Source organism: Paenibacillus apii (genome assembly GCF_011043685.1).
GTDB classification, from domain to species: Bacteria; Bacillota; Bacilli; order Paenibacillales; family Paenibacillaceae; genus Paenibacillus_AQ; species Paenibacillus_AQ sabinae.
Genome location: NZ_JAAKGU010000001.1, coordinates 345,030 through 370,074 on the forward strand (window position 1 = coordinate 345,030; position 25,045 = coordinate 370,074).

General features: G+C 53.2%; 22 protein-coding genes. All 22 read right to left on the reverse strand.

Annotated elements, in window-relative coordinates:
- Positions 1-16: 16 nt before the first annotated feature.
- Positions 17-1,855: a sensor histidine kinase gene (locus tag G5B47_RS25985; RefSeq protein WP_165093625.1), complete on the reverse strand. Its 1,839-nt coding sequence runs from the start codon at positions 1,853-1,855 to the stop codon at positions 17-19.
- 54 nt (positions 1,856-1,909) lie between these two features.
- Entirely contained in the window at positions 1,910-6,235 is a 4,326-nt protein-coding gene (locus G5B47_RS01680) for a PolC-type DNA polymerase III (protein ID WP_165093627.1), read from the reverse strand.
- A 277-nt stretch (positions 6,236-6,512) separates the two neighbouring features.
- Positions 6,513-7,961 (reverse strand): proline--tRNA ligase, encoded by a 1,449-nt coding sequence (gene proS, locus G5B47_RS01685; RefSeq protein WP_165093629.1) that lies wholly within the window; start codon positions 7,959-7,961, stop codon positions 6,513-6,515.
- A gap of 67 nt (positions 7,962-8,028) precedes the next feature.
- Positions 8,029-9,303 carry an RIP metalloprotease RseP gene (gene rseP, locus G5B47_RS01690; protein ID WP_165093631.1) on the reverse strand — a complete coding sequence of 425 codons (1,275 nt, stop codon included), beginning with the start codon at positions 9,301-9,303 and terminating at the stop codon, positions 8,029-8,031.
- A 139-nt stretch (positions 9,304-9,442) separates the two neighbouring features.
- A complete protein-coding gene (locus tag G5B47_RS01695) occupies positions 9,443-10,582 on the reverse strand; it encodes a 1-deoxy-D-xylulose-5-phosphate reductoisomerase (protein ID WP_165093633.1) in 1,140 nt (379 codons plus the stop codon).
- Positions 10,583-10,605: 23 nt separating this feature from the next.
- The gene (locus G5B47_RS01700) at positions 10,606-11,409 is read right to left on the reverse strand and encodes a phosphatidate cytidylyltransferase (protein ID WP_165093635.1); all 804 of its coding nucleotides are present in this window, start codon (positions 11,407-11,409) and stop codon (positions 10,606-10,608) included.
- Positions 11,410-11,429: 20 nt separating this feature from the next.
- Positions 11,430-12,197 (reverse strand): isoprenyl transferase, encoded by a 768-nt coding sequence (locus G5B47_RS01705; RefSeq protein WP_025335338.1) that lies wholly within the window; start codon positions 12,195-12,197, stop codon positions 11,430-11,432.
- A 78-nt stretch (positions 12,198-12,275) separates the two neighbouring features.
- The gene (frr, locus tag G5B47_RS01710) at positions 12,276-12,830 is read right to left on the reverse strand and encodes a ribosome recycling factor (RefSeq protein WP_165093637.1); all 555 of its coding nucleotides are present in this window, start codon (positions 12,828-12,830) and stop codon (positions 12,276-12,278) included.
- Positions 12,830-13,558 carry a UMP kinase gene (gene pyrH, locus G5B47_RS01715; RefSeq protein WP_165093639.1) on the reverse strand — a complete coding sequence of 243 codons (729 nt, stop codon included), beginning with the start codon at positions 13,556-13,558 and terminating at the stop codon, positions 12,830-12,832. Before pyrH ends, frr begins: the two co-directional genes overlap by 1 nt.
- A gap of 238 nt (positions 13,559-13,796) precedes the next feature.
- Positions 13,797-14,447, reverse strand: coding sequence for a translation elongation factor Ts (gene tsf, locus G5B47_RS01720; protein ID WP_165093641.1), 651 nt, complete (start codon positions 14,445-14,447; stop codon positions 13,797-13,799).
- 211 nt (positions 14,448-14,658) lie between these two features.
- The gene (gene rpsB / locus G5B47_RS01725) at positions 14,659-15,360 is read right to left on the reverse strand and encodes a 30S ribosomal protein S2 (protein WP_165093643.1); all 702 of its coding nucleotides are present in this window, start codon (positions 15,358-15,360) and stop codon (positions 14,659-14,661) included.
- A 261-nt stretch (positions 15,361-15,621) separates the two neighbouring features.
- Positions 15,622-16,239 carry a hypothetical protein gene (locus G5B47_RS01730; RefSeq protein WP_165093645.1) on the reverse strand — a complete coding sequence of 206 codons (618 nt, stop codon included), beginning with the start codon at positions 16,237-16,239 and terminating at the stop codon, positions 15,622-15,624.
- Positions 16,236-16,808 (reverse strand): hypothetical protein, encoded by a 573-nt coding sequence (locus G5B47_RS01735; RefSeq protein ID WP_165093647.1) that lies wholly within the window; start codon positions 16,806-16,808, stop codon positions 16,236-16,238. Before G5B47_RS01735 ends, G5B47_RS01730 begins: the two co-directional genes overlap by 4 nt.
- 34 nt (positions 16,809-16,842) lie before the next feature.
- Positions 16,843-17,148: a hypothetical protein gene (locus G5B47_RS01740; RefSeq protein WP_165093649.1), complete on the reverse strand. Its 306-nt coding sequence runs from the start codon at positions 17,146-17,148 to the stop codon at positions 16,843-16,845.
- A 55-nt stretch (positions 17,149-17,203) separates the two neighbouring features.
- Positions 17,204-18,616: a DUF342 domain-containing protein gene (locus G5B47_RS01745; RefSeq protein WP_165093651.1), complete on the reverse strand. Its 1,413-nt coding sequence runs from the start codon at positions 18,614-18,616 to the stop codon at positions 17,204-17,206.
- A gap of 26 nt (positions 18,617-18,642) precedes the next feature.
- A complete protein-coding gene (locus G5B47_RS01750; protein WP_025335347.1) occupies positions 18,643-19,431 on the reverse strand; it encodes a FliA/WhiG family RNA polymerase sigma factor in 789 nt (262 codons plus the stop codon).
- Between the two features lie 85 nt (positions 19,432-19,516).
- Complete coding sequence (locus G5B47_RS01755; RefSeq protein ID WP_206107173.1) at positions 19,517-19,933, reverse strand: hypothetical protein; 417 nt, start codon at positions 19,931-19,933, stop codon at positions 19,517-19,519.
- Positions 19,934-19,935: 2 nt separating this feature from the next.
- Positions 19,936-20,433: a chemotaxis protein CheD gene (locus G5B47_RS01760; RefSeq protein WP_025335349.1), complete on the reverse strand. Its 498-nt coding sequence runs from the start codon at positions 20,431-20,433 to the stop codon at positions 19,936-19,938.
- Positions 20,426-21,019, reverse strand: a complete 594-nt coding sequence (locus tag G5B47_RS01765; RefSeq protein WP_206107215.1) for a chemotaxis protein CheC — start codon at positions 21,017-21,019, stop codon at positions 20,426-20,428. The genes G5B47_RS01760 and G5B47_RS01765 overlap by 8 nt, the downstream gene beginning before the upstream one ends.
- Positions 21,020-21,056: 37 nt before the next feature.
- A complete protein-coding gene (locus tag G5B47_RS01770) occupies positions 21,057-21,518 on the reverse strand; it encodes a chemotaxis protein CheW (RefSeq protein WP_025335351.1) in 462 nt (153 codons plus the stop codon).
- A gap of 27 nt (positions 21,519-21,545) precedes the next feature.
- Positions 21,546-23,618, reverse strand: a complete 2,073-nt coding sequence (locus G5B47_RS01775; protein ID WP_165093655.1) for a chemotaxis protein CheA — start codon at positions 23,616-23,618, stop codon at positions 21,546-21,548.
- A 33-nt stretch (positions 23,619-23,651) separates the two neighbouring features.
- Complete coding sequence (locus G5B47_RS01780; protein ID WP_165093657.1) at positions 23,652-25,028, reverse strand: protein-glutamate methylesterase/protein-glutamine glutaminase; 1,377 nt, start codon at positions 25,026-25,028, stop codon at positions 23,652-23,654.
- Positions 25,029-25,045: the final 17 nt, after the last annotated feature.

Genomic DNA, 25,045 nt, shown 5'->3' on the forward strand with positions numbered 1-25,045 from the left:
AATCCGGCTTGGGACACTACTCTAAGTGCCTCAAGCCGGACTCTGCCATATCCAGAGGAAGCCGTAAAATGACCGTCGTCCCCATATTTAACTCCGAGCGAATGTCCACGCCAAAAGCCGGACCATACAGCAGCTTAATTCGATGGTTGACATTCTGGATTCCGATGGAAGCCGCAGCGCCCGAATCCTCACGGATTTCCAGCACACGGGCTATCGTCTCGGACGACATCCCTTTCCCGTTGTCGGTCACGGTGAATGTTCTGCCGGTATCGTCAATCTGCCCCGTCACATGAATCTGTCCCCCCTGCTCCATATCCTCAAGCGCGTGAATCAGGGCGTTCTCAATAAACGGCTGAAGAAAAAACTTGGGCACCCAATGGCCTTCCAGCTTCGGATCCATTTCATAAGTCACCGCGAATTTACCCTCAAAACGGCGGCTCATGATAAACACGTAATTCTTCAGATAGTTCAGATCCTCGGAGAAAATAACCTTCCCCGGGCTTTTGGCCGTATATTCCAGCATTTCCGACAGTTCAACCAGCATTTTGCTGATCAGGGACTGCTTATTTTCAATCGCCAGGTAGTTGATGATATTCAGGGTATTATATAAAAAATGCGGATTGAACTGGAAATTGAGAGCTTTAAGCTCTGCCTCCAATTCTTTCATCTTTGCCTTGTAGTTTTCTTCAATCAGCGTGTAGATGCTTTCATTCATCTGGTTGAACTTGTGAATGATAATGTTAAGCTCCTTGGTTCCCGCCGATTCGATATAGGTATTAAAGTGGCCGTCTCCGCTCCGGTTGATGCCGCGCAGCAGCTTGATGAGCGGCATGGTAATCCGGCCGGACAGCAGCGCCGCGACCGCCACCGAGATCAGGGTGATGATCATCATAGAGTATAGGGTGTATACGAACATGTCGGGCAGTGTCCGCTTCAAATTTTTATACGGAATAAATAACGCCGTCAGCCAGCCTGTCGTCTTCATTGTGTCGAAGCAGACAACCAGCTTCTGCCCGCCAAGTGTGATGTACTCCGTGCCGTTCTTCTTGCTGATAGCGCGGGCAATCCACTCCCGACTGATCTCCGCCGGATCGCCGGCCAGCTCCGAGCTGGACAGGACAGCCCCTTCCGGGGTGAACATATGGTAATAGGAGCCTTCTACGTTCAAGCTTTCCTCAAGTGCATGCCTAAACATAGATTCCTGAAAGTTCACAACCAAGATCGGCCTCTCCACGCTCTTCTTCATCTGGATCAAAATGTTGTTGCGGACCATCGCAAAATTCATTAACCGTGTCCCCGTAAAGACATATTGGTCACTCTCCGATGGGACGGTTGAGAAAAACTGCTCCAGCAAATTATAGGTGGGTATCCAGGTTATGCTGCTGTAAGATCCGGTCCCTATCTTATAAATGCTGGAGAGAGAGTAATCCTTCTTCGGAATCCAAAAGGAAGGCGTTTCTCCAAAGGTGTACTCCCGGGTCACCAGATTAACCGAAAACATATCCTCCGTGCTTGGAAAATATTTTTGTAATATCCGCGTTATTTTGCGGTCCGAGTAATCAGTGATGTCCCTTTGCCGTAAGTTTTCCGTATTGAAAAATTGAAACAGATCCTCGTCCAGATGCATGTTAATGGCGCTCTGCTCTACCCTGGCCAGGCTGCTGTCGAGCGATTGATTGCCCATCCGCACAAGCCCCAGCGAAGTTTCACTGGCATTCTTCAGAATTACATCGGAGCTTTTGAAGGTATATCCTACAGCCATGACGGTCAGCGACAAGACAGTTACCGCGATAAAAGAAAGCGTCAGCTTGGTACGCAGGCTCATGTGAAACAGAAATGCTCGGACTCTCCGCACAGGCACCGACCTCCGAAATGATCTCGCCTTCCGGCAGCGGAACATCTCAAATCTTTAGAATAACGAGAGCTGATTGCTCTCCGGAAGGCCCCGGAAGCAGCCGAGTCCGGTAAGCAGCTCGACGATCGTCTTGCTCGCCTTGGATTTCTGCTGGAAATCCTCGATGGACAGAAACTCTCCGCCGTCTTTGGCCGCCGCGATGTTCTTCGCCGCATTCTCGCCAATGCCCGCCATTGCGGAGAAAGGCGGAATCAGACTGTCTCCGTCGACGGTAAACCTGGTGGCGTCGGAGCGGTACAGATCGATGCTCTTGAACGTGAAGCCTCTGGCCGTCATTTCGAGCGCCATTTCGAGAATCGGCAGCATTGCTTTTTCCTTCGGCAGCGCCTGAAAACCCTTGGCCTCGATCTCGATGATCTGCTTCAGGATGGCGTCGTAGCCCTGGCAGCACAGCTCAATGTCAAAGTCCTCCGCACGGACCGAGAAATACGTCGCATAGTAATGAATGGGATGATACAGTTTAAAGTAGGCGGTCCGCACTGCGGAGATAACGTAGGCCGCGGCGTGCGCCTTCGGGAACATGTACTGGATCTTGAGGCAGGAATCGATATACCAGGCCGGGACCTTGCATTTCTTCATTTCCTCAATCCATTCCGGGCTCAGTCCCTTGCCCTTCCGCACGCTTTCGGTGATCTTGAACGCAAGTCCGGCGTCCATACCGGCTTTGTAAATCAGGTACAGCATAATATCGTCGCGGCAGCCGATTACCGTCTTGATATTACAGGTGTTATTCTTGATGAGTTCCTGGGCGTTGCCGAGCCATACCCCCGTTCCATGGGACAGCCCTGAAATCTGCAGCAGGTCGGCAAAGCTTGACGGCTTCGATTCAATCAGCATTTGGCGCACGAACTTCGTTCCCATTTCCGGAACCCCGTAAGTGGCCACCGGCGTCCGGATCTGCTCCGGCGTTACCCCAAGAGATTCCGTGGAGTTGAACATGCTCATAACCTTCGGATCGTTCATTGGAATCGTCGTCGGATCGACTCCGGTCAAATCCTGCAGCATCCGCATCATCGTCGGATCGTCGTGACCCAGAATATCGAGCTTGAGCAGGTTGGCGTCAAAGGCGTGGTAGTCAAAATGGGTTGTCTTCCATTCGGAATTGACGTCATCGGCTGGAAACTGCACCGGCGTAATGTCTTCCACCTCGATGTAATCCGGCACGACGACGATGCCGCCGGGATGCTGTCCCGTGCTCCGCTTGACGCCGGTACAGCCGGCGGCCAGACGGCCGAGCTCGGCGCCGCGCCAGCGCTTATGGTGATCTTCCTCGTACTTCTTGGCAAAGCCGAAGGCCGTCTTCTCCGCGACGGTACCGATGGTGCCCGCCCGGAAGACGCTTTTTTCACCGAACAGCACCTTCGTATAATTGTGCGCATGCGGCTGGTATTCCCCGGAGAAGTTAAGATCGATATCGGGAACCTTGTCGCCTTTAAAGCCGAGGAAGGTTTCGAACGGAATATCCTGCCCTTCCCCTTTCAGCATCTGGCCGCAATTCGGACAAGTCTTGTCTGGCAGGTCAAAACCGCTGGGCACACTGCCGTCGAGGAACCACTCGCTGTGGCGGCACTCCGAATTGAGGCAAATGTAATGCGCCGGAAGCGGGTTAACCTCGGAAATGCCGAGGAACGTCGCCACCACAGAGGAGCCGACCGAACCCCGGGAGCCGACGAGGTACCCGTCCTGGTTCGATTTTTTAACCAGCCGCTCGGAAATCAGGTAGTTGGCGGAGAAGCCGTACTTAATGATCGGCTCCAGTTCTTTTTCAAGGCGGGCCACAACCACCTCAGGCAAATCCTCTCCATAAATGGACCTTGCCGTCCGGTAGCAGGTTTCGCGGATTTCCTCGTCCGCCCCGTCGATAATCGGCGTGAACAGCTTGTCCGGGAATAGCTCAAGCGGCTCAAAACGTTCCGCCAGCTCCACCGTATTGGTCACAACGACCTCCATCGCTTTTTCCTCGCCCAGAAAATCAAATTCCTGCAGCATCTCCTCCGTCGTCCGGAAATGGGCGTCCGGCTTACGCTGATCCTTCAGCGGACTGAAGCCCGTAATGCCGTGGATCGTAATATCGCGAAACAGCTTGTCCCGGGGTTCAAGATAATGCACGTTGCCTGTCGCGATTACCGGTTTATTCAGCTTCTCCCCGATTTCGCAAATCCGGCGAACAACGCCGCGCAGCTCTTCGGGGCTGGCCACGAAGCCTTTGTCCACCAAATGCATGTACATCGTCAGCGGCTGGATTTCCAGCACATCGTAGAACTGGGCGACTTCTATCGCTTCCTCATCCGTTTTGTTCAGCACCGTTTCGAAGAATTCGCCCCGTTCGCAGCCCGAGATGACAAGCAATCCGTCCCGCAGCTCCTCCAGCTTTGACTTCGGAATGCAGGGCACGCGCATGAAATGGTCGGTGTGAGACATGGAAATGAGCTTGTACAGATTCTTTTTCCCAGTCATGTTCAGCGCGTAAATGCAGCAGTGAAACGGACGGGTGTTGGACAGATTCTTGCCGACCTCGTCGTTCAGCCGGTCCAGCATTGTCAGCCCCTTTAACTTCTCGGCATCCGCCAGCAGTCCGTTCAGAATTCCGCCCAGCGCCACGGTATCGTCAACCGCACGGTGATGGCTTTCCAGCAAGACTTTATATTTGTCGGCCAGCGTGTTGAGCCGGTGATTCTTCATCCCCGGATGCAGCAGCCGCGCCAGTTCCAGAGTATCGAGCGAAGGATTGGGCAGTGGCGGCAGCCCCAGCTTGACAAGCGACGCCTGGATAAACCCCATATCGAACCGGGCGTTATGCGCCACAAGCACGGAATCTTGGACAAACTTCACGAAATCATGCAGCACTGGCTCCAGATCAGGCGCATCCTTCACCATATCGTCCGTGATGTTGGTCAGCTGCTGGATATGGTAAGGGATTTTTTCATGCGGGTTGACAAAAGTAGAGTATCGGTCGATTTCCTGCCCGTCCTGCATTTTGACGGCTGCAAGCTCGGTAATATTGTTCCGCGTAATGGACAGGCCGGTGGTCTCGATGTCAAATACGACATACGTCGCGGTCTTAAGCTCCAGCGGCTGCGGATTCTCCACAACATTTACCGCATCGTTCACCACATTCGCTTCCACGCCGTATAGCATTTTGATGCCGTTCTTCTTCGCCGCCTTGGCCGCATCAGGATAGCATTGCACCCCGCCGTGGTCGGTAACGGCAATCGCCGGATGTCCCCACTTGGCCGCGGTCTTGATATAATCACCGACCGGCGTAACCGCGTCCATTGTGCTCATAGTGCTGTGAAGATGAAACTCCACCCGCTTCTGCGGCGCATTATCCTTGCGGGCCGGCGGAGCCGACACCTCGGACAGGTCCGATGGAATCATCATCAGCTCCGGCGTCTGCATGAAACGGTCGTACTCCACGCGTCCGCGCGCTTTTACCCATTTGCCGTTCGCGAGCTGGCCCATCACTTTCAGATCGTCCTTCGTCTTGCCAAACATCTTCATTTGGAGCGAATCCGTAAAGTCGGTCAGGCTGAACGTGAACAGCGTGCTTCCGTTGCGCAGCTCCTTGCTGTCAAGGCCGAAGATCGTCCCTTGAATCGTAATCTTCTTCTCTTCATCCTGGATCTCCACAATCGGCACGGGCTGATCCTTGATGTCATAGCCGACCTGAAGCGGAACCGTTTCTTCTCCACCGTTATCATTAGAGACTGATTCGGACTCGATAACCGTCATCATCTGCTCGATAATTTCCCGCTGCTCCTGCTGGAGCTTCTGCTGGAATTCCTCGAAAGCCTCCGCATGGTTTACTTTTTCCGCAATCTGCACTTTAACGCGCAGGGGAATACCGAAATACGTATCGTAAAAACGGGTGATCGCCCCGTCGATGCCTTTTTTTCGGGCCAGCTCCAGTGACATCTGATCGCTCATGTTCAGCAGCAGCGTATCGCCCTGAAGCTCTTGCCCCGAACGCGTCAGCCAGCCGTTGACGGAAGGAATCTCCCGGTGGACCCATTCCAGAAACAGTCCCCAATACTCATGAAAAATATCGCTTCGGCTAACCGAATCCTCATACAGGAACAAAAAGCTGACCTTGGCGATATGCTGCAGCCGCTCCCGCATTCTCAGGCAGAACGTCCGGTACGCCTGTGCCGGAACCAAACTCTGCTTCGCAACGACAATCCGCCAGTCGCGGTTGCCGCGGCTGATCTCCACCCGGTCAATATATCCGTCCAAAAAATAGGGATCGATCAAAGCCGGCGGAATCTCCCCCTGCTTCATCAGCAGCTCGAACCGTTTTCTTTTCTCCTCGCTGAATGCCATGCTTCTCCCCACCTTTGTATTCCCCGATAAAGCGAGGTCTTTGCTGTCATTTGATCGTTCTGCCTCTTCCAAACAAACAAGCTTCCGGGAAGCGGAAACGGCGGGGCCGTCCTCTAAAGACGGATATCCGTCTCTCGCAGGCATATAGACATGGCTAAAGCGCGAGGCTTAACCTGACTATATGTTCAAAAGCGCCCGGGCTTGTTCGCCCGCCGTCTCCTAATCGCCGAAAGCTTGCATTCGTTTTATCCTATATTTTGAAAAATCCTGCGTCCTTCTAGTACGCTTTGGCAAACACGACCGTATGCTGTGCCGGCTCGCCGCAGCAAATACATTTCGTCTTCGTTTCGCCTGGTTCAAAAGGAATGTTCCGGCTCGTTGCCCCAGTCTCTTCCTTCACCTGTGCTTCGCACGCATCGTCGCCGCACCAGCCGGCCAGCGCAAACCCGCGTTTCTCTTCCATGGCCGCCTTCATCTCGTCCAGCGTTTCTACGGAATAGAAATGCTCCTCACGGAATTTGAGCGCCCGCTCGAACATTTCATTATGAACCTGCTCCAGCATAGCTTGTACTTCTTCCACTAGGCGATCCTGCTGAACGATTTTCTTCTCGCCGCTGATCCGAGAGACCAGCACGCAGACGCCGTTCTCCATATCGCGAGGTCCAAGTTCGAGTCTGACCGGAACGCCGCGCATTTCGTACTCGTTAAATTTCCAGCCCGGTGTAACATCGGAGCGGTCGTCAACCCGCACGCGGATACCTGCCGTTTTCAATTCCTTGAACAGCTCGTCCGTCCGTGCAATAACGGCTTCCCGCGTCTTCGGAGGACCGATAGGAATCATGATGACCTGAGTCGGCGCGACTTTAGGAGGCAGTGCGAGACCACGATCGTCGCCGTGAACCATTATCATCGAACCGATCATGCGTGTGCTTGTTCCCCAGGATGTTGTATGCACATATTCCAGATTGTTGTCACGGCTGAGGTACTGAATGTCGAAGGCAACGGCGAACTTGGTGCCGAGATAGTGGGAGGTTCCCGCCTGAACGGCGCGTCCGTCCTTCATCATCGCCTCGATCGAATACGTATCCACAGCTCCGGCAAAACGCTCGGAAGGCGTCTTCTGACCGGTAATGACCGGAATCGCCAGATAGCCTTCGACGAAATCCCGATAAACTTCAAGCATCTGCATGGTTTCCTCGCGCGCTTCGGTTTCATTCTCATGCGCTGTATGCCCTTCCTGCCACAAAAATTCGCTTGTGCGCAGGAAAGGAAGCGTCCGCTTTTCCCAACGAACGACATTCGCCCACTGGTTGATCAGAACCGGCAGATCCCGGTACGACTGAATCCATTTGGAATACATATGTCCAATCATCGTTTCGGAGGTCGGCCGAATCGCCAGACGCTCTTCCAGCTTCTCGCCGCCGGCTTCCGTTACCCATGGCAGCTCCGGATTGAAGCCTTCGACATGCTCTTTCTCCTTCTGAAAGAAGCTTTCCGGGATGAACAGCGGGAAATAGGCATTGCGATGTCCCGTTTCTTTGAAACGCCGGTTCATCTCTTCCTGGATATGCTCCCAGATTTCATAGCCGTCCGGCTTGAACACGATACAGCCGCGCACCGGGGAGTAATCCATCAGATCGGCTTTCTTGATAACATCAATATACCAACGCGAGAAATCTTCGCCCTGCGGCGTAATTTCCGTAACAAACTGCTTATCTTTTGACATAAAATGGAGTTCCTCCCGTTAATGGGCCTCGAAGCAGCGGGCTTTGCCGCACAGGTCCCAAACAAAATTAGCCGCTGATCAAGCGTAAAATATCGTTATAGGTAACAGCGATCATCAGCAGAAACAGCATCGCAAAGCCCACGAAATGGACCATTCCCTCCCGGCTGGGATCTACCGGTTTGCCCCGCAGCGCCTCCACGCCGAGAAACACAAGCCGGCTTCCGTCAAGCGCCGGGATAGGCAGCAGATTGAAAATGCCAAGATACAGGCTGAGTATGGCCGTCCAATGGGTCAGGTACACGATACCCTGCTGGGCAATCTGGCCGGTGAGCTTGAAGGTACCGACAGGCCCGCTGAGATCGTCCATATTGAACTGGTTAATAATTTGCTTGAAGCCGATGAAAATCTGTTCGGTTGTGTTGACCATCATTTTGCCCGAAAGACTGAGGGTTTCCCCTATCGTTGCATGACGGGTCGGTAGCTCCGGCGAAATCCCGACTTTACCGCCCTCCTGCCCTTCCATGCCCCGGGGCGTCATCGTGACATTGATCAGCTGATCGCCGCGTTTAATGGTCCATTCCATCGGCTTGCCTTCGGATGCGGAGGTCAGACTGATCATCTTCTTGTAATCCGCTCCTATTTTCTCGCCATTAATGGAATAGACGATATCGCCTTTCTGAAGCCCCGCCTCTTTCGCTGGCATGCCCTCCGAGACATCGCCGATCAGTACATAGGTCGGGTTCTCTACCGGAATACCGGCCATCTGAATGAACACGCCGAACAGAATAAAGGCCAGTAAAAAGTTCATGACAGGGCCAGCTACAATCGCAAGCGCACGCTGTCCGACGGTTTTGCTGCCGAACTGCCGATTCTTGGGGGCGATCTGGATTTGCTGGCTGCCTTTGATTATCATCGCTTGAGGATGAACCGAATAGGTTGTAACTTCCCCATCCACATCCAGCTTAATTTGAAGATCGTTCTCAAGATCCGCATGCTGCGACTCTCCGCGAATGACGTTTCTGCGGGTATCCAGCTGGTCGAGGTAAATATTCTTGATGACATTGCCGCTGTCAAGCCGTACCGCTATGGTCTGCCCGGCCGATATTTCGATGATTTCGGGGTCTTCCCCGGCCATCCGCGCATATCCTCCGAACGGAAGCAGGCGAAGCGTAAACTGGGTTTCATTGCGTTTATAGGAAAACAGTTTCGGACCGAAACCGATGGCGAACTCTCTTACCAGAATGCCGGCGCGTTTGGCAAAATAATAATGCCCCCATTCATGAACCGTAACCAGCACGAAGAACATGAGCACCGTCAAAAAAACGACTTGAACCATTTCCAAGTTTGGCAGCCCCCTTTAGGTGTAAGACCGAAGTATGTCCTCTTAATTTATCATTATTCTCCGATCTGGCACAAGAGAATCAGCCCTCCAAACCAATTTTTCGGAGTATTGGCGGCTTATGCCATTGTTATTACGCAGCTTAGAGGGTCTGCGCGAGCTCGCGCGCCGCCCGGTCGCATTCCTCAATCTGCTCCAGGTCTGGATGGCTCTCTGGAGTATGACGCTCGAGAACTTTCTCCAAAATCTCTTCAATGCGCACAAATGGGATATCCCGCCGTAAAAAACGGGCAACGGCGACTTCGTTCGCCGCATTGAAGGCGGTCGTTGCCGTTCCCCCGGCCTTCCCGCATTCAATGGCAAGCTTCAGCGCCGGATAGCGCGCAAAGTCCATTTCGCGGAACGTCAGCCGGCCCGCCTGCGCCAGCGACAATCTTTGCGCCGGCGATTCCAGGCGCCGGGGATAGGTTAACGCATATTGAATCGGCACGCGCATGTCAGGGTTTCCGAGCTGGGCGATAATGCTGCTGTCGCGAAACTCTACAAATGAGTGAATAATGCTCTCGGGGTGGAGCAGCACGTTAATTTGCTCGTAGGGCAAACCGAACAGCCAGTGAGCTTCGATCACTTCCAGCCCTTTATTGACCATTGTTGCGGAATCGATCGTTATCTTCGCTCCCATCGCCCAATTGGGATGACGCAGTGCATCTTCGACTGTTACGCCTTGAAGCTGCTCCCTAGTCAAATCCCGAAAAGAGCCGCCCGAAGCGGTCAAGGTAATGGAAGCGATGTCTTCAACGTTCTCTCCGTTCAGGCATTGAAAGATGGCCGAATGCTCGCTGTCGATCGGCAGCAGATTGACCCCTTTACGGCGGGCCAGCTCAGTTACAAGATGCCCCGCTGTCACCAGCGTTTCCTTGTTGGCCAGTCCGATGTCCCTGCCCGCCTCGATAGCGGCAAGCGTTGAGCGAAGACCGACGCTGCCCATCACTGCGGTCACTAAATAATCGGCATCTCCGCCAGCCGCGATCTGGACAAGGCCTTCATCCCCGCTGTACAGCTCAACTCCTGCGGGAAGCTGCGGACGGATGTCATCGGCAAGCTCTAGGCTTGCCACCGATACCCGCCGCGGTTTGAAACGGCGGACCTGCTCCAGCAGAAGCGCCGTGTTGCCGCCCGCGGCGAGGCCGTCAATTTCAAAGCTGTCCGGATGCATCGCAACAACGTCGAGCGTCTGCGTTCCGATTGAGCCCGTCGAGCCGAGAATGCTGATCTTTTTCAAGCGACATATACCTGCCTTCCTGATTAGTGATAGGGGATCAGCATCAATATATGTACGAATGGGAACACGATAATCCAGCTGTCACATCGGTCAAGAATGCCTCCGTGACCGGGGAGCAGCGATCCCGAATCCTTGATGCCGTATACCCTTTTATAAGCCGATTGGACAAGATCCCCAAGCTGCCCGACTACGGCGCTGGCGAGACCGATTATTCCCGCCCGTCCAAAAGTCAGCAAATCCGGCGCTATCAAAGCAAAAACCATAGCGATTACAATTGCAATAATCACACCGCCCAGCGCGCCTTCGACGGTCTTATTGGGACTGATGGCCGGCCAGAGCTTCGTCTTTCCCCATGCCCGGCCGACAAAGTAGGCCCCTGCATCGCTCCCCCAAATGGAGCAAAGGAGCAAGAAGGTCCAGAACAGCCCGTGGCCGTCCGGCGAGAAGCGGGAAACCGCCATATAGGAAAATCCGGTTCCTATGTATAAAGCGCCGATGAACAGCAGCGCGGTTATGCGAATATCCACTTTATTCTTAGTAAAGACTGTAATGAAAAAGAACAGCAGCATCAGGAGCCAAACTCCCTGCTTCCATGACAAAGGCGCGGATACATCCAGCAGATCCCAAGGCATCATAAAGCAAAGCACAGCGCCATAACCTGCAATCGTACTTCCTCCCAAGGGTGAACAGCCGATCATTTTGGCGAATTCATAGTAGCCGATCAACGCCATAACAATCAGCAGAAGATGAAACCACCAGCCGCCAAGCAGGCATAGGCCCAAAAATATAGCTCCGGCTGCCACCCCGGTTATCAGTCGCTGCTTCAAGCGTTCTCAACTCCTATCGGCTACTTAAGCCCGCCGTAGCGGCGGGTTCGCCGCTGGTACTCAGCCACGGCCTGAAGCAGATGCTCCTTGCCGAAATCCGGCCAGTAAATATCGGTAAACCAAAATTCGCTGTAGGCCAGCTGCCAGAGCATAAAGTTGCTGAGACGCATTTCTCCGCTCGTCCGGATAAGCAGATCCGGGTCGGGAAGGCCTCCGGAGAGCAGCCGGCTGTCAATCAATTCCGACGTAATTTCTTCCGGCGTCAAACGCCCCTCCGCGATATCCCTTCCCAAACTGCGCATGCAGTCCTCAATTTCCTTGCGTGCTCCGTAGTTCAGCGCAAAATTCAGAATAAGACCGGTATTATCCTTGGTGCGGAACACCGCTTCTTCCATCGCTTTGCGGGTATGCGAAGGCAGCGCCTCGCTGTCTCCCATCACTCGCACACGGACGTTCTTCTCAATCAGTTCGTCCAGCTCGATGGCCAAAAACTCTTGCGGCAAACGCATCAGAAAGTCGACTTCCTCTTTGGGCCTCGACCAGTTTTCCGTCGAGAAGGCGTACATCGTCAAGAATTCAATACCCAGCTCGTCGGCGGCAATCGCAGCCCGTTTGACCGCCTTCATGCCATTCTGATGGCCGACAATGCGCGGCAGTCCAAGCCGTTTGGCCCACCGGCCGTTGCCGTCCATAATGATTGCCACATGCCGGGGAATATTGTCCGGTGAAATGTCGACCGGCTGCTGCCGCTCTTCCCGGCCCAGCCAAGATTGAACCCGTTTGATCATTAACGTTTCCTCCATGTTTCCTGCGAGAAAGAGACAAACCCCACCATAGGAGGAGGGGCCTTGATCTCTGCGCTATCTTTATACTTCCATGATCTCTTTTTCTTTGGCCAAAAGAACTTTGTCGACTTCGGCAACGAATTTGTCCGTGGTCTTCTGGATGTTCTCTTGATGTCCGCGGGATTCGTCTTCCGAAATGCCGTTTTTCTCCAGCTTCTTGATCTCGTCGTTGGCGTCGCGGCGGATGTTGCGGATCGCCACCTTGGCTTCTTCGCCGAACTTTTTCGTGAGCTTCACCAGCTCGCTGCGGCGTTCTTCCGTAAGCGCAGGAATGGAGAGGCGAATCGTGCTGCCGTCATTAGCCGGCGTAAGCCCGAGATCGGATTTCATAATCGCCCGCTCGATATCGCCAAGCGAGGATTTATCCCACGGCTGGATAAGCAGTGTACGGGAATCCGGGGTGTTGATGTTGGCAAGCTGATTGACCGGAGTCGGCGCCCCGTAATATTCCACTTGAACCCGGTCGAGCAGCGCAGGGGTTGCACGTCCCGCACGCAGCGTCGCCAAATCGCGTTTGAGCGCCAAAATGGCTTTCTCCATGCGCTCCTCGGCATTCTTCTTAACCGATTGCGGCATTATTCTACACTCCCTTTAACAATCGTTCCGATGCGTTCGCCCAGAACGACACGTTTGATATTGCCCTGTTCCGTAATGGCAAACACAATAAGCGGTATATTGTTATCCATGCAGAGAGAGGAGGCGGTGGAATCCATAACGCCGAGATTTTTGTTCAGCACATCCAGATAGGTGAGCTGTTCATATTTCTCAGCCGTGCTGTCTTTGAACGGATCGGCGGAGTAGACGCCATCGACTTTGTTCTTCGCCATTAGGATAACTTCCGCTTCGATTTCAGCTGCACGCAGCGCTGCGGTCGTATCCGTGGAGAAGAACGGATTACCCGTGCCTGCCGCGAAGATTACGACCCGCCCTTTTTCCAAATGGCGGATGGCCCGGCGGCGGATGTACGGCTCTGCGATCTGCTGCATCGAAATCGACGTCTGCACCCGCGTCGGCACGCCGATTTGCTCCAGCGAGTCCTGCAAGGCCAGCGAGTTCATGACCGTTGCCAGCATGCCCATATAATCCGCTGTCGCACGGTCGATGCCGCTTGCGCTGCCCGCGATGCCGCGCCAGATGTTGCCTCCGCCGCATACGATGGCGACTTGGACGCCAAGCTCGACAACTTCCTTAATCTGCTCGGCAATAGAGCTGATCGTATCCGCATCGATCCCGTAACCGTTTTGTCCCGCCAGCGATTCGCCGCTGACCTTAAGGACTACCCTTTTAAATACCGGCTGTTCCAAATTGTATACCTCACTTTGCAATGGTGCCTTTACGGGCCCCAGGTTGATCTTGCTATCGCGCCGATGCACGGCAAGGATAAATCGGTGTAGCTATGCGGCCGGATGCCGGGCTATGCTCCCTTATGGAGCTCTTCCCGGCTTCCTTCCGCTTGCAAAAGACGGAACACCGTGTAACGTGTTCCGTTCTTGAAAATCCCAGACTTATATTAGAGTTCGCGGCCCAAGCCGCGAACGCCGATTATTGCTTCACTTGTGCCATTACTTCTTCAACGAAGTTGTCGACTTTCTTCTCAAGTCCTTCGCCCAGCTCGTAACGGACAAAGCGGCGGATGGAGATGTTCTCGCCGATGGTGCTGATTTTTTCGTTGAGCAGATTCGAAATCGTTTTGTCGGGGTCTTTGATGAAGGCTTGCTCGAGCAGTACATGTTCTTCGTAGTACTTGTTGATGCGGCCTTCGACCATTTTATCAACGATCTTCTCAGGCTTGCCTTCGTTCAGCGCCTGCGCTCTCAGAATTTCCTTCTCCTTCTCGATTTCTTCCGCAGGAACTTCTTCGCGGCGCACGAAACGAGGAGCAGCAGCAGCGATTTGCATGGCGATATCGCGTGCGAACTCCTTGAATTGATCAGTTTTGCCGACGAAGTCGGTTTCGCAGTTGATTTCTACGAGAACGCCGATGCGGCCGCCAGCATGAATGTAAGATTCAACAACACCTTCGGTTGCTGCGCGTCCAGCTTTGTTGGCTGCTGCGGAAAGACCTTTTTCACGGAGAATTTCAATCGCTTTGTTCAGGTCGCCGCCTGCTTCTTCCAGCGCTTTTTTGCAATCCAGCATGCCGGCACCGGTTCTTTCACGAAGCTCTTTTACGGATTTTGCATCTACTGCCATTGTTTAATCCCTCCAAATAATATGAATAACCCTTTAATTTAAAACGCCCCCACAAAGAGCAGCCATGGCTTTGGAACAATAGTCAGGTTCTTTGCGGGGACCCCGTAAACTTACAATCTCTTCATTTGCTAAAAAAAGGGCAGTGAGAGGTTATCCACCTGCCAACCACCCTTTTCATTTAATTTCATATTCGATATGCAATCGGAGAAACTTAAGCGGACGTAGTGTCTTCGCCTTGGTGAGCTTCAACTACGGCGTCAGCCATTTTACCAGTGAGCAGCTTAACGGCGCGAATAGCGTCGTCATTGCCCGGAATTACGTAGTCGATTTCGTCCGGATCGCAGTTCGTATCGACGATAGCAACGATTGGGATGCCCAATTTGCGTGCTTCGGCAACAGCGATGCGCTCTTTGCGAGGATCGATGATGAACAGCGCGCTTGGCAGACCCTTCATGTTCTTGATGCCGCCCAGGAACTTTTCAAGACGATCTTTCTCTTTGCGGAGAAGGATAACTTCTTTCTTAGGCAGAACGGTGAATGTGCCGTCCTCTTCCCAAGCTTCCAGTTTTTTCAGACGGTCGATACGCTTTTGAATCGTTTGGAAGTTCGTCAGCGTGCCGCCGAGCCAACGTTGGTTGATGTAGAACATGCCCGAACGTTCAGCTTCCTCTTTCACAGAGTCTTGAGCTTGTTTTTTTGTACCAACGAACAGGACCGTACCGTTGTCGCCTGCTACGCTTTTTACAAAGTTGTAAGCTTCTTCAACTTTCTTGACCGTCTTTTGCAGGTCGATGATGTAGATTCCGTTTCTTTCAGTGAAGATATAACGATCCATTTTCGGGTTCCAACGACGAGTCTGGTGACCGAAGTGTACCCCAGCTTCGAGAAGCTGCTTCATGGAGATTACTGCCATCTTCACACACCTCCTAGGTTTGGTTTTATTGTGTGTCCCTCCGCCGGAGTCATCTTGCAGCAAGACTTTCTTCAGAAGAAAGCACCGCTTGCTGTAATCAACCAGCGTGTGTTTTAACACCGTCATTTAATATATCATAAGACTACATGTGATGCAACGTCTGACGTACGATTTTTGTCATAAAACGCGTTATTTTGCGTGCAGTACGAACCGGCGGTTATATAAAGAAACTTCCCCCGTTAAAAATGAGGCGGGATGCGGTTATTCTCTCACCATAATCAGTTGGCCAATAATCGCATCGTTGCTTTGACCGGGGATAAAGCGGTATAGCCCGGATTGAATCTTGGTCTGAACTCTACGGCTCTTCGCTTCAATAATAAAGAGGTCCTTATCCTTGATTACACCCGCTCCGGCCAATAGATCCGCGACTTCGGTAAGGGTGACCCCGTTCGGAATCCGCAGTACAATACCGGAGCTAACCGGTTTGTCTGCGGCAGGCGAGGACGGCGGTACAGCTTCAGCGGAATCGGACGGTTTCTGTACCCCCGTGGCGCCAGGCTGCAATGGCGTAGAAGGAGCCGAAGGGGATGCCGCCTTGGCTGGCGGCGAAGCGGAGTTGGTTGGCGTCTGAGAGCCTGAAGCCGGGGCGCCTCCTTCTGCGGTTCCCGCTTCATTTTGCTCCGACAGCTTCTTCCACTCCTCTGCGGTTAGCAGCTTGTCATCCGCCCCGGTAACTTTCAGGTTCAGCTTGGAGGCTTCCCTGACAATCTGAGCCTTTGTAGGCGTAGCCATTCCCGCCGAAATCATAAGCTGGAGGAGAAGCGCGCCGCCCGCTAGCCCGAATCCAAGCCCGAGCATAAAGGAACGATTCTTGATCACACCGATTCCTCCTGTTTGGCGAGCTGCAGAATCAATTGAATTTCCCCCCGCTGCATTCCGGTTTTTTTGGCAATGATATCGATGGATTTCCCCTGGCTGTCCAGTTCGAACAACTGCGGATAGCGAAGCTTGATCGTGCTGACCGGTTTGGCTTTGATCTCATCTGCCGGCGAGTCGTTCCCTTCTCCCAGGCTGTCCGCCCCTTTCACGCTACCCGCAGCGCCGCCTGAAATAGCCATCTGGAGCAGCCCGTTTTCATTTGCCGCAACACGGCTCTCAAGCTGAGAGGTTCTGTGCTGAAGCGCGTCATGCTGGCCCTTCAATTCGGCAAGCTGTTCCTGAAGGGCAGCCTGATTGCTCTGCGACTGGGCCTTGATCGACCCAAGCAGCTCCAGCAGTTCGCGGTTCTCCCGTTCGACATCCGCCATATATAATTCGAGCGCCGCCTCCACCTCTTTCAGGCTTTGCCTGTCTCCTGCGCCGTCGATTCTGCGGGCGCGCGCCGGGAGAAACAACGCATAGCCGAGAGCTATTCCGCCAAGCAGTACAATGTACGCCCATGGTTGCACGTATCCGGTCTCCTTTATTTCATTCTAAAATATTCTAAAGCGTTACATCCAAACGGTGTCCCTTAAACGGGTGCTCCGCTTGACGCTCTTTGCTGTTCTTCCGTTCCTGCGGCAGGCCGCTGCTGGAGGAACCCCCACGACGCCCGTCTTCCCTTACGGCAGATTCTGACGTCTCGTCCACCTCCGCGCTGCGCTGAGCCTGCTCACGCGTATCCTTGATATTCTGACCGGCCAATTCTTGCTGCTGTTGTGCAGGGCGGTGCTGTAGTTCTTGCTGCAGCTTGCCGGCTTCGGTTGTTCGGGGCAGTGCAATTTGCAGTTCTACTGGCTTCAGGCTCACGGCAATCTCCTTCTGGCAAGGGGGCATCGTCCGGCGGGAAAGCCAATCGGCTTGTTCAAACGTTTGGCACAGCGGCTATCTCGCCTTCGGAATAGCAGTATGTGATCCGTTCCGCTGTATCTTTTATGAATTTTGTATATCTGCCGATCACAACTTTGGAACCACCGTAAATGGTCTTGATAACCGTGACCCTCGCCTTGTCTGTATCCTCGAGCATCTTTTCAATCTCAAGCATACGATCCTTGATTTGGGCTTCCTCTCTTTGCTGGGACTGCTTCGTTGCATTAAGCTTGATGCGTAGGGCAACCTTGTCCGGAGACAGGGCGCCGCTGCCTGCGAGCTGATCCAGCAAATGAAGCGCCTTCGCCGTCTTATCCGCGGTCTCTGCGGAATGACGTAGACCCAACCTCAGGTCGTTGAGCTCGTTCCTAAGCTCGGGCAGCACCCCAACCTCAATTGCCGTCGCCGTAGACATTGTATTCCCGATCGTTCGGGCGACGACCTTCTCCCCGGCTTGCACTGTTCCGCCAACAATCAATCCCTTCGGTCCGTTGCATTCCACGTTCCTGCCGGCGCGGACATTGGAATGCATAATACTCTGCGAAACAATGATATTCTCGGCGGCCGTGACGTTTCCGTCCTGTATAAAGGATACCTTCACATTGGCTCCGGCGCTGACAAGCCCCTTGTTATAGCCGATAATGCCTCCGGTAATTTCAATGGAGCCTCCGGCGATCAGCTCCGCGCCTTCCACACCGCCAATCACCCGAATATCACCGGCGGATTTTACGGAAAATCCGGTCAGCACATTACCGCGGATAACGACCGTGCCGACAAAATCAATGTTGCCGGTGTTGTAATCCACATCGCCGTTCACTTCATACACGGGAAAAACATTGATTTTTCCTTTGTCCGTCAGGGATACTAATCCGTCAATCGCGGCATACATCGAGGTTTGCTCTTGATCCAACACGACGTTCTTCCCGACTTTGAAGAAGGCGGCTTTTCCCATCTTGCAGGGGATCGGATCACCGGTGACGGCTATGCCGGGCTGTCCCGCCTCGGGGGGAATCAGCGTGGCGATCAGTTCGCCCTTGCGCACATTGCTTAACCGGACCAATTCCTTGAAATCGACTTTGCCGTCGTCTTTTTCGAGTGGGCGGCGCTCGTCGTCGTCCATCTTAACACTTAATTCAACGCGCCCGTCCAGACCGTCTACAGGTGCTATTCCCAAAGCGACGGCAACCTTCCCCGAAAGGTGGTTGTACTGCTCCGGATTATTGGCGATACGGGTAACAACATCCCATTGTACGCCATATCGGACATTATTTTTTTGTAAAAACCCGGCTAACTCGTCGACTGAACAAGAAAATCCTTCCTCCCGCCGAAAAAACTCAAGGTAAGCGACTTCCTTATTCTCCGAGAAGCTGATACTCATGTAATCGCTCAGTGCAGATTGGACGACCATTATCCCCCTCCTAACGCCACTTCCGGCTAATCATTTTGCATCAGAAGATCCCGATTCTTCTCAAGCGTCCCCCGCAGCCTCAGGATCGCCTTGGAATGAAGCTGCGATATGCGGGAAGGGGACAACGACATTACCTCTGCAATTTCGCTCAAAGACAGGTCTTCATAATATAACAGGGACACGACGGTCCGTTCTTTCACAGTCAGTTTTTCGATGCCCTTGGTCAGCGTTTCACGCAGATAGAACTCATTCACTTTTCGGTCCGGGTTCTTGGCTTTGTCGTCTACCAGCATTGACATTCGGGTCTCTGAATCTTCTTCCCGGATCGGATCCTCCAATGAACACAGCGTCATTACGGCCACATCCTGCAGCATGCCCTGGAACTCCCGCTCGGTTATGTCTAAATATTTGCTCATTTCCTCGTCGCTGACAGATCTTAAATACTTTTGTTCCAGATGCTGATAGGCATCCTCTATCTTTTTCGCCTTTTCACGGACCGAACGAGGCACCCAGTCACCTTGGCGGAGAGAATCAAGAATTGCGCCGCGGACCCGCCAGGAGGCGTAGGTTTGAAATTGCAATCCCCGTTTATAGTCAAACTTCTCAACGGCATCGATTAGTCCCATAACCCCACTGCTCGCCAAATCTTCCTTCGAAACATTTTTGGGCAAACCCACGGCCAGACGGCCGGAGACATAATCGACGATCGGCAGATATTTTTCGATCAGCCTTTTTTTGGCCTCCGGATCTCCCTGTTCCTTCCACTGTTCCCAAAGATCTTGATGTTCCAAATGAGAAGCTTTATGCTCGTTCAACGGCTTTCACCCCTCCCAAAGTGTAATCGGCGAGTACTCGGGCCGGGTTCATCGAATTCCACAAATCATTTCCCACTTCACTCGCTTATTCTTTTTTTAGGTGACGAACGGCTTTGGCCAATTCTTCAGGATCTTTCATGGAGACCAATTGGGGAGGCTGAAGAGGCTTGAATTCTCCATTTCCTTGGTTCCCTTGCCCTGGACTAGGCTTGAGTAAATCCTTCAATTCCTCATCCTCGTCCGGAGTCGAAATATCCACCCTGGCGCCCAACGTTTCGTTGGCATCCCCCGGAGCGCCGAAAGACTTGTCCGGATTTGCGGTTTGTTTAACAATAAAACCCAATACCCATCTCAGGGCAAAGGCAAGCACAAACCAGAGAATAAATCCGGTCAATCCGCGAAACAGGCTCGTTGACGGCAGGTTGTTCCGCAGCGAAAACAAATAGGTGAAGACAAAGCCGACCAACCCGGAAATTAAGTTTATCCAAATCGTTCCGATCATAATTATAATTCCTTAACGCCTTTTTGCACACTGCGGATGTTCAGCAATCCGGTGCTGCAAGCGATCTCGATTGTCCGCCCGTAACTGCCGCCCGTATCTTCGGCAACCAGCGGGATGCTCAGCTTCTCCAGAGCCAGCTTGCAGGATTCCACATTCCGCGGACCGATTCTCATCGTGTCATTTCCTCCGGCAAAAGCGAACATCTGAGAGCCGCCGGCCATCTTCGCGATTAATCGGCTGCGAGCAGCTCCAAGTTCCAGCAGGCGGGACAAAAGCTCGGGAATGGCCGTATCCGCGAATTTGGCGATATTGAGTTTCCCCTCACGGGCGATTTCCGAGGAGGGCAGCATGACATGAGCCATACCCGCCAGCTTTTTGCCGGGATCGTACAGCGTAAGGCCGACGCATGACCCCAGACCCGTCGTTCGGATCACATTGTTCTGACTTCCCACATTCAGGTCTGCCATTCCTACTTTGATTAAGCTCTGTTCCTCACACATCATCAAACGGCACTCCAAGGGATTTAAATATTTTAGGAAATGACTCCGGATCGGGAATTAAAAAGAACTGGCCTTCGATCTCATCCTTTCCTTCCAGGAAGGTGGTATCGATAAGCAGCGCGTCATCACCCATTTGTCCGAACTGCAGCAGACCATAGCTTAATATCGCACCGGCCATATCCATGGCCAATGCAGGAACTGTCGGATACATGGATAATGAGGTGAAATCGGCCAAAGACGAAAGATAGGAGCCCGCCAAAATATTTCCGATCTCATTCAGTGCGGACATTTCAAGCTCGCTTAGTTCGTCACCCGAAACCTCGGATATGCCCGCAACGCGCTCGAGCAAGCTTCTGGCCGCATCCGGCGTCAGAATGAAAAAAAGATTCCCTGGCGCTTCACCTTCTACCCGCAGAAATACAGCGTAGACAAGCTCTTCGGTGCCGCCCACTTTTTCCGCAATCTCCTCGAATCCGAGAAGCTGAACTTTGGGAACGGCCATATCAATCGGTTTGTTCAGCAGCTGGGATAACGCGGTGGCGGCGTTCCCGGCTCCGATATTTCCGACTTCCTTGAGCACATCCATTTTGAAATCTTTCTGGTGCTTGAACAGTTCCACGATGTTAGCCCTCTAAGCTTTCCAGCTGCACGATTTCACTTTTATTGAGGACCTCTGACAAATTAAGCATAATCAGCAGACGGTCCTCTCCGATTTTGGCCACCCCATCCAGATACTTGGCTTTGATCCCGCCTACCACTTCGGGAGGAGTATCGATGATGTCTCTGTTCAAATCGATAACATCATTGGCCGAATCCACGATAAAGCCGACTTCCATCTCATTAACGACCACGATAATAACGCGGGTCTGATCGGTATGCTCAGCTTCTTCCAGACCGAATCTTCCGCGAAGATCGATAACGGGAATGACCACTCCGCGCAGATTGATAACGCCTTTGATAAAAGCGTATGTCTTCGGCACCCGCGTAATGGGCATCAGGCGCTCGATCGTTTGGACTTTATCCACTTCAATGCCGTATTCCTCGGTACCCAATTTAAAGACAATTACCTTAATATCTTCAGCCATGGAATAAACCTCCCTGTATGGTCTCTCTTATTTGATAAATGCGTTAGGATCGATAATTAAAGCGACTTGACCGTCGCCAAGGATTGTGCCGCCCGAAATCCCCTGGATTTCCGGCAGGTATTTGCCCAGGTTCTTGATGACAATTTCGTTCTGGCCGATAAAATCCTGCACAGTGAGCGCTGCTAGCTTGTCCCCCTTGCGGATAACAACGATCTCCGTCTCTTCTTCCTCGCTCTCGTCGTATCCTTGCACATCGAAAATGGCTCCAAGAGAAACGACCGGAATAAGGGAGCCCCGGAATTCCACCATCTTGGCCCCGTGGACGGAGCGGATCTGGGAACGTTTCACTATCCCCGTCTCCACAATGGAAGACAGCGGAATCGCGTACTTCTCCGAACCGAGCCGGATCAGCATCGCCGCAATAATAGACAGCGTAAGCGGTAGCTGCACCGAGAAATTCGTCCCTTTGCCGGGAGTGGAATAAATGGTGACATTGCCACCAAGCGAAGTGATCTTAGCTTTGACGACATCAAGTCCGACCCCGCGGCCTGAAATATCGGAAATGACCTCGGCGGTACTGAAGCCTGCCGCGAACAGCAGTTGATGGGCTTCGTTGTCGCTCATTGCCGCCGCCTGCTCCGGAGTAACAATTCCCTTCTTGATCGCAGAATTCAGCACTTTCTCGCGGGAAATGCCGGCGCCGTCGTCCTGGATTTCAATGAAGACATGATTGCCGCTGTGGAATGCCCGCAGATGGATGGTGCCAGTCTCCGATTTGCCGGTCGCAATCCGGTCGGACACCGGTTCGATTCCATGGTCCAATGCATTGCGAAGCAGGTGAACAAGGGGATCGCCGATTTCATCGACGACGGTTCGGTCCAGCTCTGTCTCAGCGCCTGTAATAATGAGATCCACTTTTTTGTCGAGCGACTTAGCCAAATCCCGGATCATGCGCGGGAAGCGGTTGAACACCGTATCCACCGGCACCATGCGCAGCTTCATGACGATATTCTGCAGGTCCCCGCTGACGCGGCTCATATGCTCGACCGTCTCGGTCAGCTCGGTGCTTTGGATGTCGGAAGCGAGCTGCTCAAGCCTTACGCGGTCGATCAGGAGCTCACTGAGCAGATTCATCAGGACATCCAGCCGGTCAATGTCAACACGGATCGTGCGGGAAGGAGCTCCGCCGCTTTTGGCGGGAGTCTTCTTGGCTTCTTCCTTCGGCGCGGCTGCCGGTTTCGCTTGGGTGGCAGGAGCCGGAGTCGAAGCGTCCTCCCGCTTGATCTCTGGAGGTGCTGCCTCGGCCGTAGCGGCGACTGCTGCTTGTCCAAGCTGGCTCAGCGATTCCGTATCCAGCGCGAGCGACGTTACGCTCTCGATCTCGGACACGCCCATAATCAGGGATTGCATTTCTTCAGCCGTTTTCTGGGTTATGTAATAAAGTGAAAAGCTGTATTCAAATTTTTCCTGCTCGATATCCTGAACCGACGGGAAGGTCTTCACGACTTCGCCGTTACGCTCAAGCAATTCAAAAACCATATAAGCCCGGACGGCGCGAAGCTGACTGTCCTTGCGGAGCGAAACTTCAATAAACAGCACCTGATTCCCTTCCTGGATCGATTGCTCCAGAACGGAGAATTGGAATTCATCGAGCAGTGCGGGCGTTTCCGCTTGTTGGGGAGCAGCTGCAGACGGTGCAGCACCTCCGGCGGAGAGCACTTCGCCGCGAACGATTGCCTGAAGGGAGGCTACGATGGAAGAAACGTCAGCCTTGCCTTCGCCGCCGGCGGTAATGTCCTGAACCATGGCCTCAAGCGCGTCGAGACTCTTGAACAGCGTATCAAAAATAAATTCCTGCATGACGAGCTTCTCGTTGCGTACCAGATCAAGAACATTCTCCATTTGATGCGTAAGGGAAGCCAGATCTTCAAATCCCATAGTCGCGGCCATGCCCTTTAGAGTATGCGCGGAACGGAAGATCACCTGCACAATGCTGAGATCGTCCGGACTGGCCTCAAGCGCCATCATATTTTCGTTCAAAGACTGCAGATGATCGTTCGACTCATCAATAAACATGGATAAATACTGATTCATGTCCATGCCTAGACACCTACCCTTCACGTTCGCTTTTCGCTATTTAACGACCTGAACCAGTCTTGGAGCTATGTCTTGCAGCGGCAAAATATAACTGACGCACTGCAGTTCGACCGCAGAACGCGGCATTCCGTAAACAACGCAGGTTTCCTCGCTCTCGGCAAAGGTTGACGTGACGCCGGCGTCGTATAAGGACTTCATCATCTTCGCGCCATCGCCTCCCATTCCGGTCATGATCACCGCATGACGCTCCAGGGAATCGAGCGGGAGCAAGGATTCGAACAGCGTATCTACCGATGGCCGGTGTCCGTTCCGCGCCTCCTCTTTCGTCAGGCTGATGGTAAACTGTCCGCCGGCTGCTTCCGTCACTTTCATATGGTAGCCTCCCGGCGCGATATAGGCCGCTCCCTTCTTCAAAATCATTCCTTGCTCCGCCTCCATGACATCCAGCGGGCTGAATGTATTTAGCCGCTGGGCTAGCGACTTGGTGAAGTTGGGAGGCATATGCTGCACAATGACGATCGGTGCGGGAAAATCGGCCGGAATCTTCTCCAGCAGTGCCTTCAGCGCACGGGGACCGCCTGTTGAACACCCGACGGCCACAAGCTTATCCAGTCCCTTTGCACCCGGTCTGCGTTCCTTGGCAGCTGCAGAAGGAATGTCTGGAGCTGTACCTGAAGGGGGAGACATGGGCCTTGGAACATTCCCTGCAGGGGTCTCCGTCTTTGGCTTCAAGGGTGCCTTGCTGAGTCCGGCCGCCGGCGGCTTCGCTGCAGGCGGAACGGCCCTGAACCGGTCGCCGCGCCGGACAGGCTTGTTCTCGCTCTGGAGATTCTCCGTTGCTCCGGTAGCCGGCGAGTGTGTCTCGTGGGGCTTCTTCACTACTTCCCGCGGCAGTCTCTCTGCTTTGGGCTCACTGCCTCCTACAGGCTTCTCCGCGGGTTTTATAGGCGGCAGCAGAGGAGGGGATTCGGCGGCCAGCAGCGCGGAGGCGGACCGGGCTTCCCGGCGTTCGCGTTCCAGCATGGCTTCCTTCATTTGCTCCCTTAACGCTTCCCCGACGCTGATGATATCGTGGGAGCTGGAAATCGAAGGCTTGCGGATAAAATCGAAAGCCCCGCCTTCCAGCGCCAATATCGTCTCTTTCATCCCTTCTTCATTTATGCCGGACAGCATAATAACCGGAAGGGGATGGTCAAGCATAATTCTTCTTAACGCCTCCAGGCCGTTCATCTCCGGCATTTCCACGTCCATGGTGACAAGATCGGGCTTTAGCTCTTTTACCTTGCCGACCGCTTCCCGGCCGTTTATCGCCGTTCCAGCGACCTGGAATTGGTCATCTTTCTCAATTAAATCGGAAATGATTTTGCGCATAAATGCCGAATCATCTACAACCAAAACTCGATATGGCTTCATGTCATTTCCACCTCTGT

Excerpts from the sequence above, each read along its gene's own strand:
- G5B47_RS01770 (WP_025335351.1), bottom strand. The coding sequence starts at position 21,518 with ATGGCTGAAGATATTAAGGTAATTGTCTTTAAATTGGGTACCGAGGAA.
- frr (WP_165093637.1), bottom strand. The coding sequence starts at position 12,830 with ATGCCGCAATCGGTTAAGAAGAATGCCGAGGAGCGCATGGAGAAAGCC.
- G5B47_RS01680 (WP_165093627.1), bottom strand. The coding sequence starts at position 6,235 with ATGGCATTCAGCGAGGAGAAAAGAAAACGGTTCGAGCTGCTGATGAAG.
- tsf (WP_165093641.1), bottom strand. The coding sequence starts at position 14,447 with ATGGCAGTAGATGCAAAATCCGTAAAAGAGCTTCGTGAAAGAACCGGT.
- G5B47_RS01765 (WP_206107215.1), bottom strand. The coding sequence starts at position 21,019 with ATGGATGTGCTCAAGGAAGTCGGAAATATCGGAGCCGGGAACGCCGCC.
- G5B47_RS01775 (WP_165093655.1), bottom strand. The coding sequence starts at position 23,618 with ATGGACATGAATCAGTATTTATCCATGTTTATTGATGAGTCGAACGAT.
- G5B47_RS01745 (WP_165093651.1), bottom strand. The coding sequence starts at position 18,616 with ATGGTCGTCCAATCTGCACTGAGCGATTACATGAGTATCAGCTTCTCG.
- G5B47_RS01755 (WP_206107173.1), bottom strand. The coding sequence starts at position 19,933 with ATGATCGGAACGATTTGGATAAACTTAATTTCCGGGTTGGTCGGCTTT.
- G5B47_RS01760 (WP_025335349.1), bottom strand. The coding sequence starts at position 20,433 with ATGTGTGAGGAACAGAGCTTAATCAAAGTAGGAATGGCAGACCTGAAT.
- proS (WP_165093629.1), bottom strand. The coding sequence starts at position 7,961 with ATGTCAAAAGATAAGCAGTTTGTTACGGAAATTACGCCGCAGGGCGAA.
- G5B47_RS01705 (WP_025335338.1), bottom strand. The coding sequence starts at position 12,197 with ATGATCAAACGGGTTCAATCTTGGCTGGGCCGGGAAGAGCGGCAGCAG.
- G5B47_RS01780 (WP_165093657.1), bottom strand. The coding sequence starts at position 25,028 with ATGAAGCCATATCGAGTTTTGGTTGTAGATGATTCGGCATTTATGCGC.
- rpsB (WP_165093643.1), bottom strand. The coding sequence starts at position 15,360 with ATGGCAGTAATCTCCATGAAGCAGCTTCTCGAAGCTGGGGTACACTTC.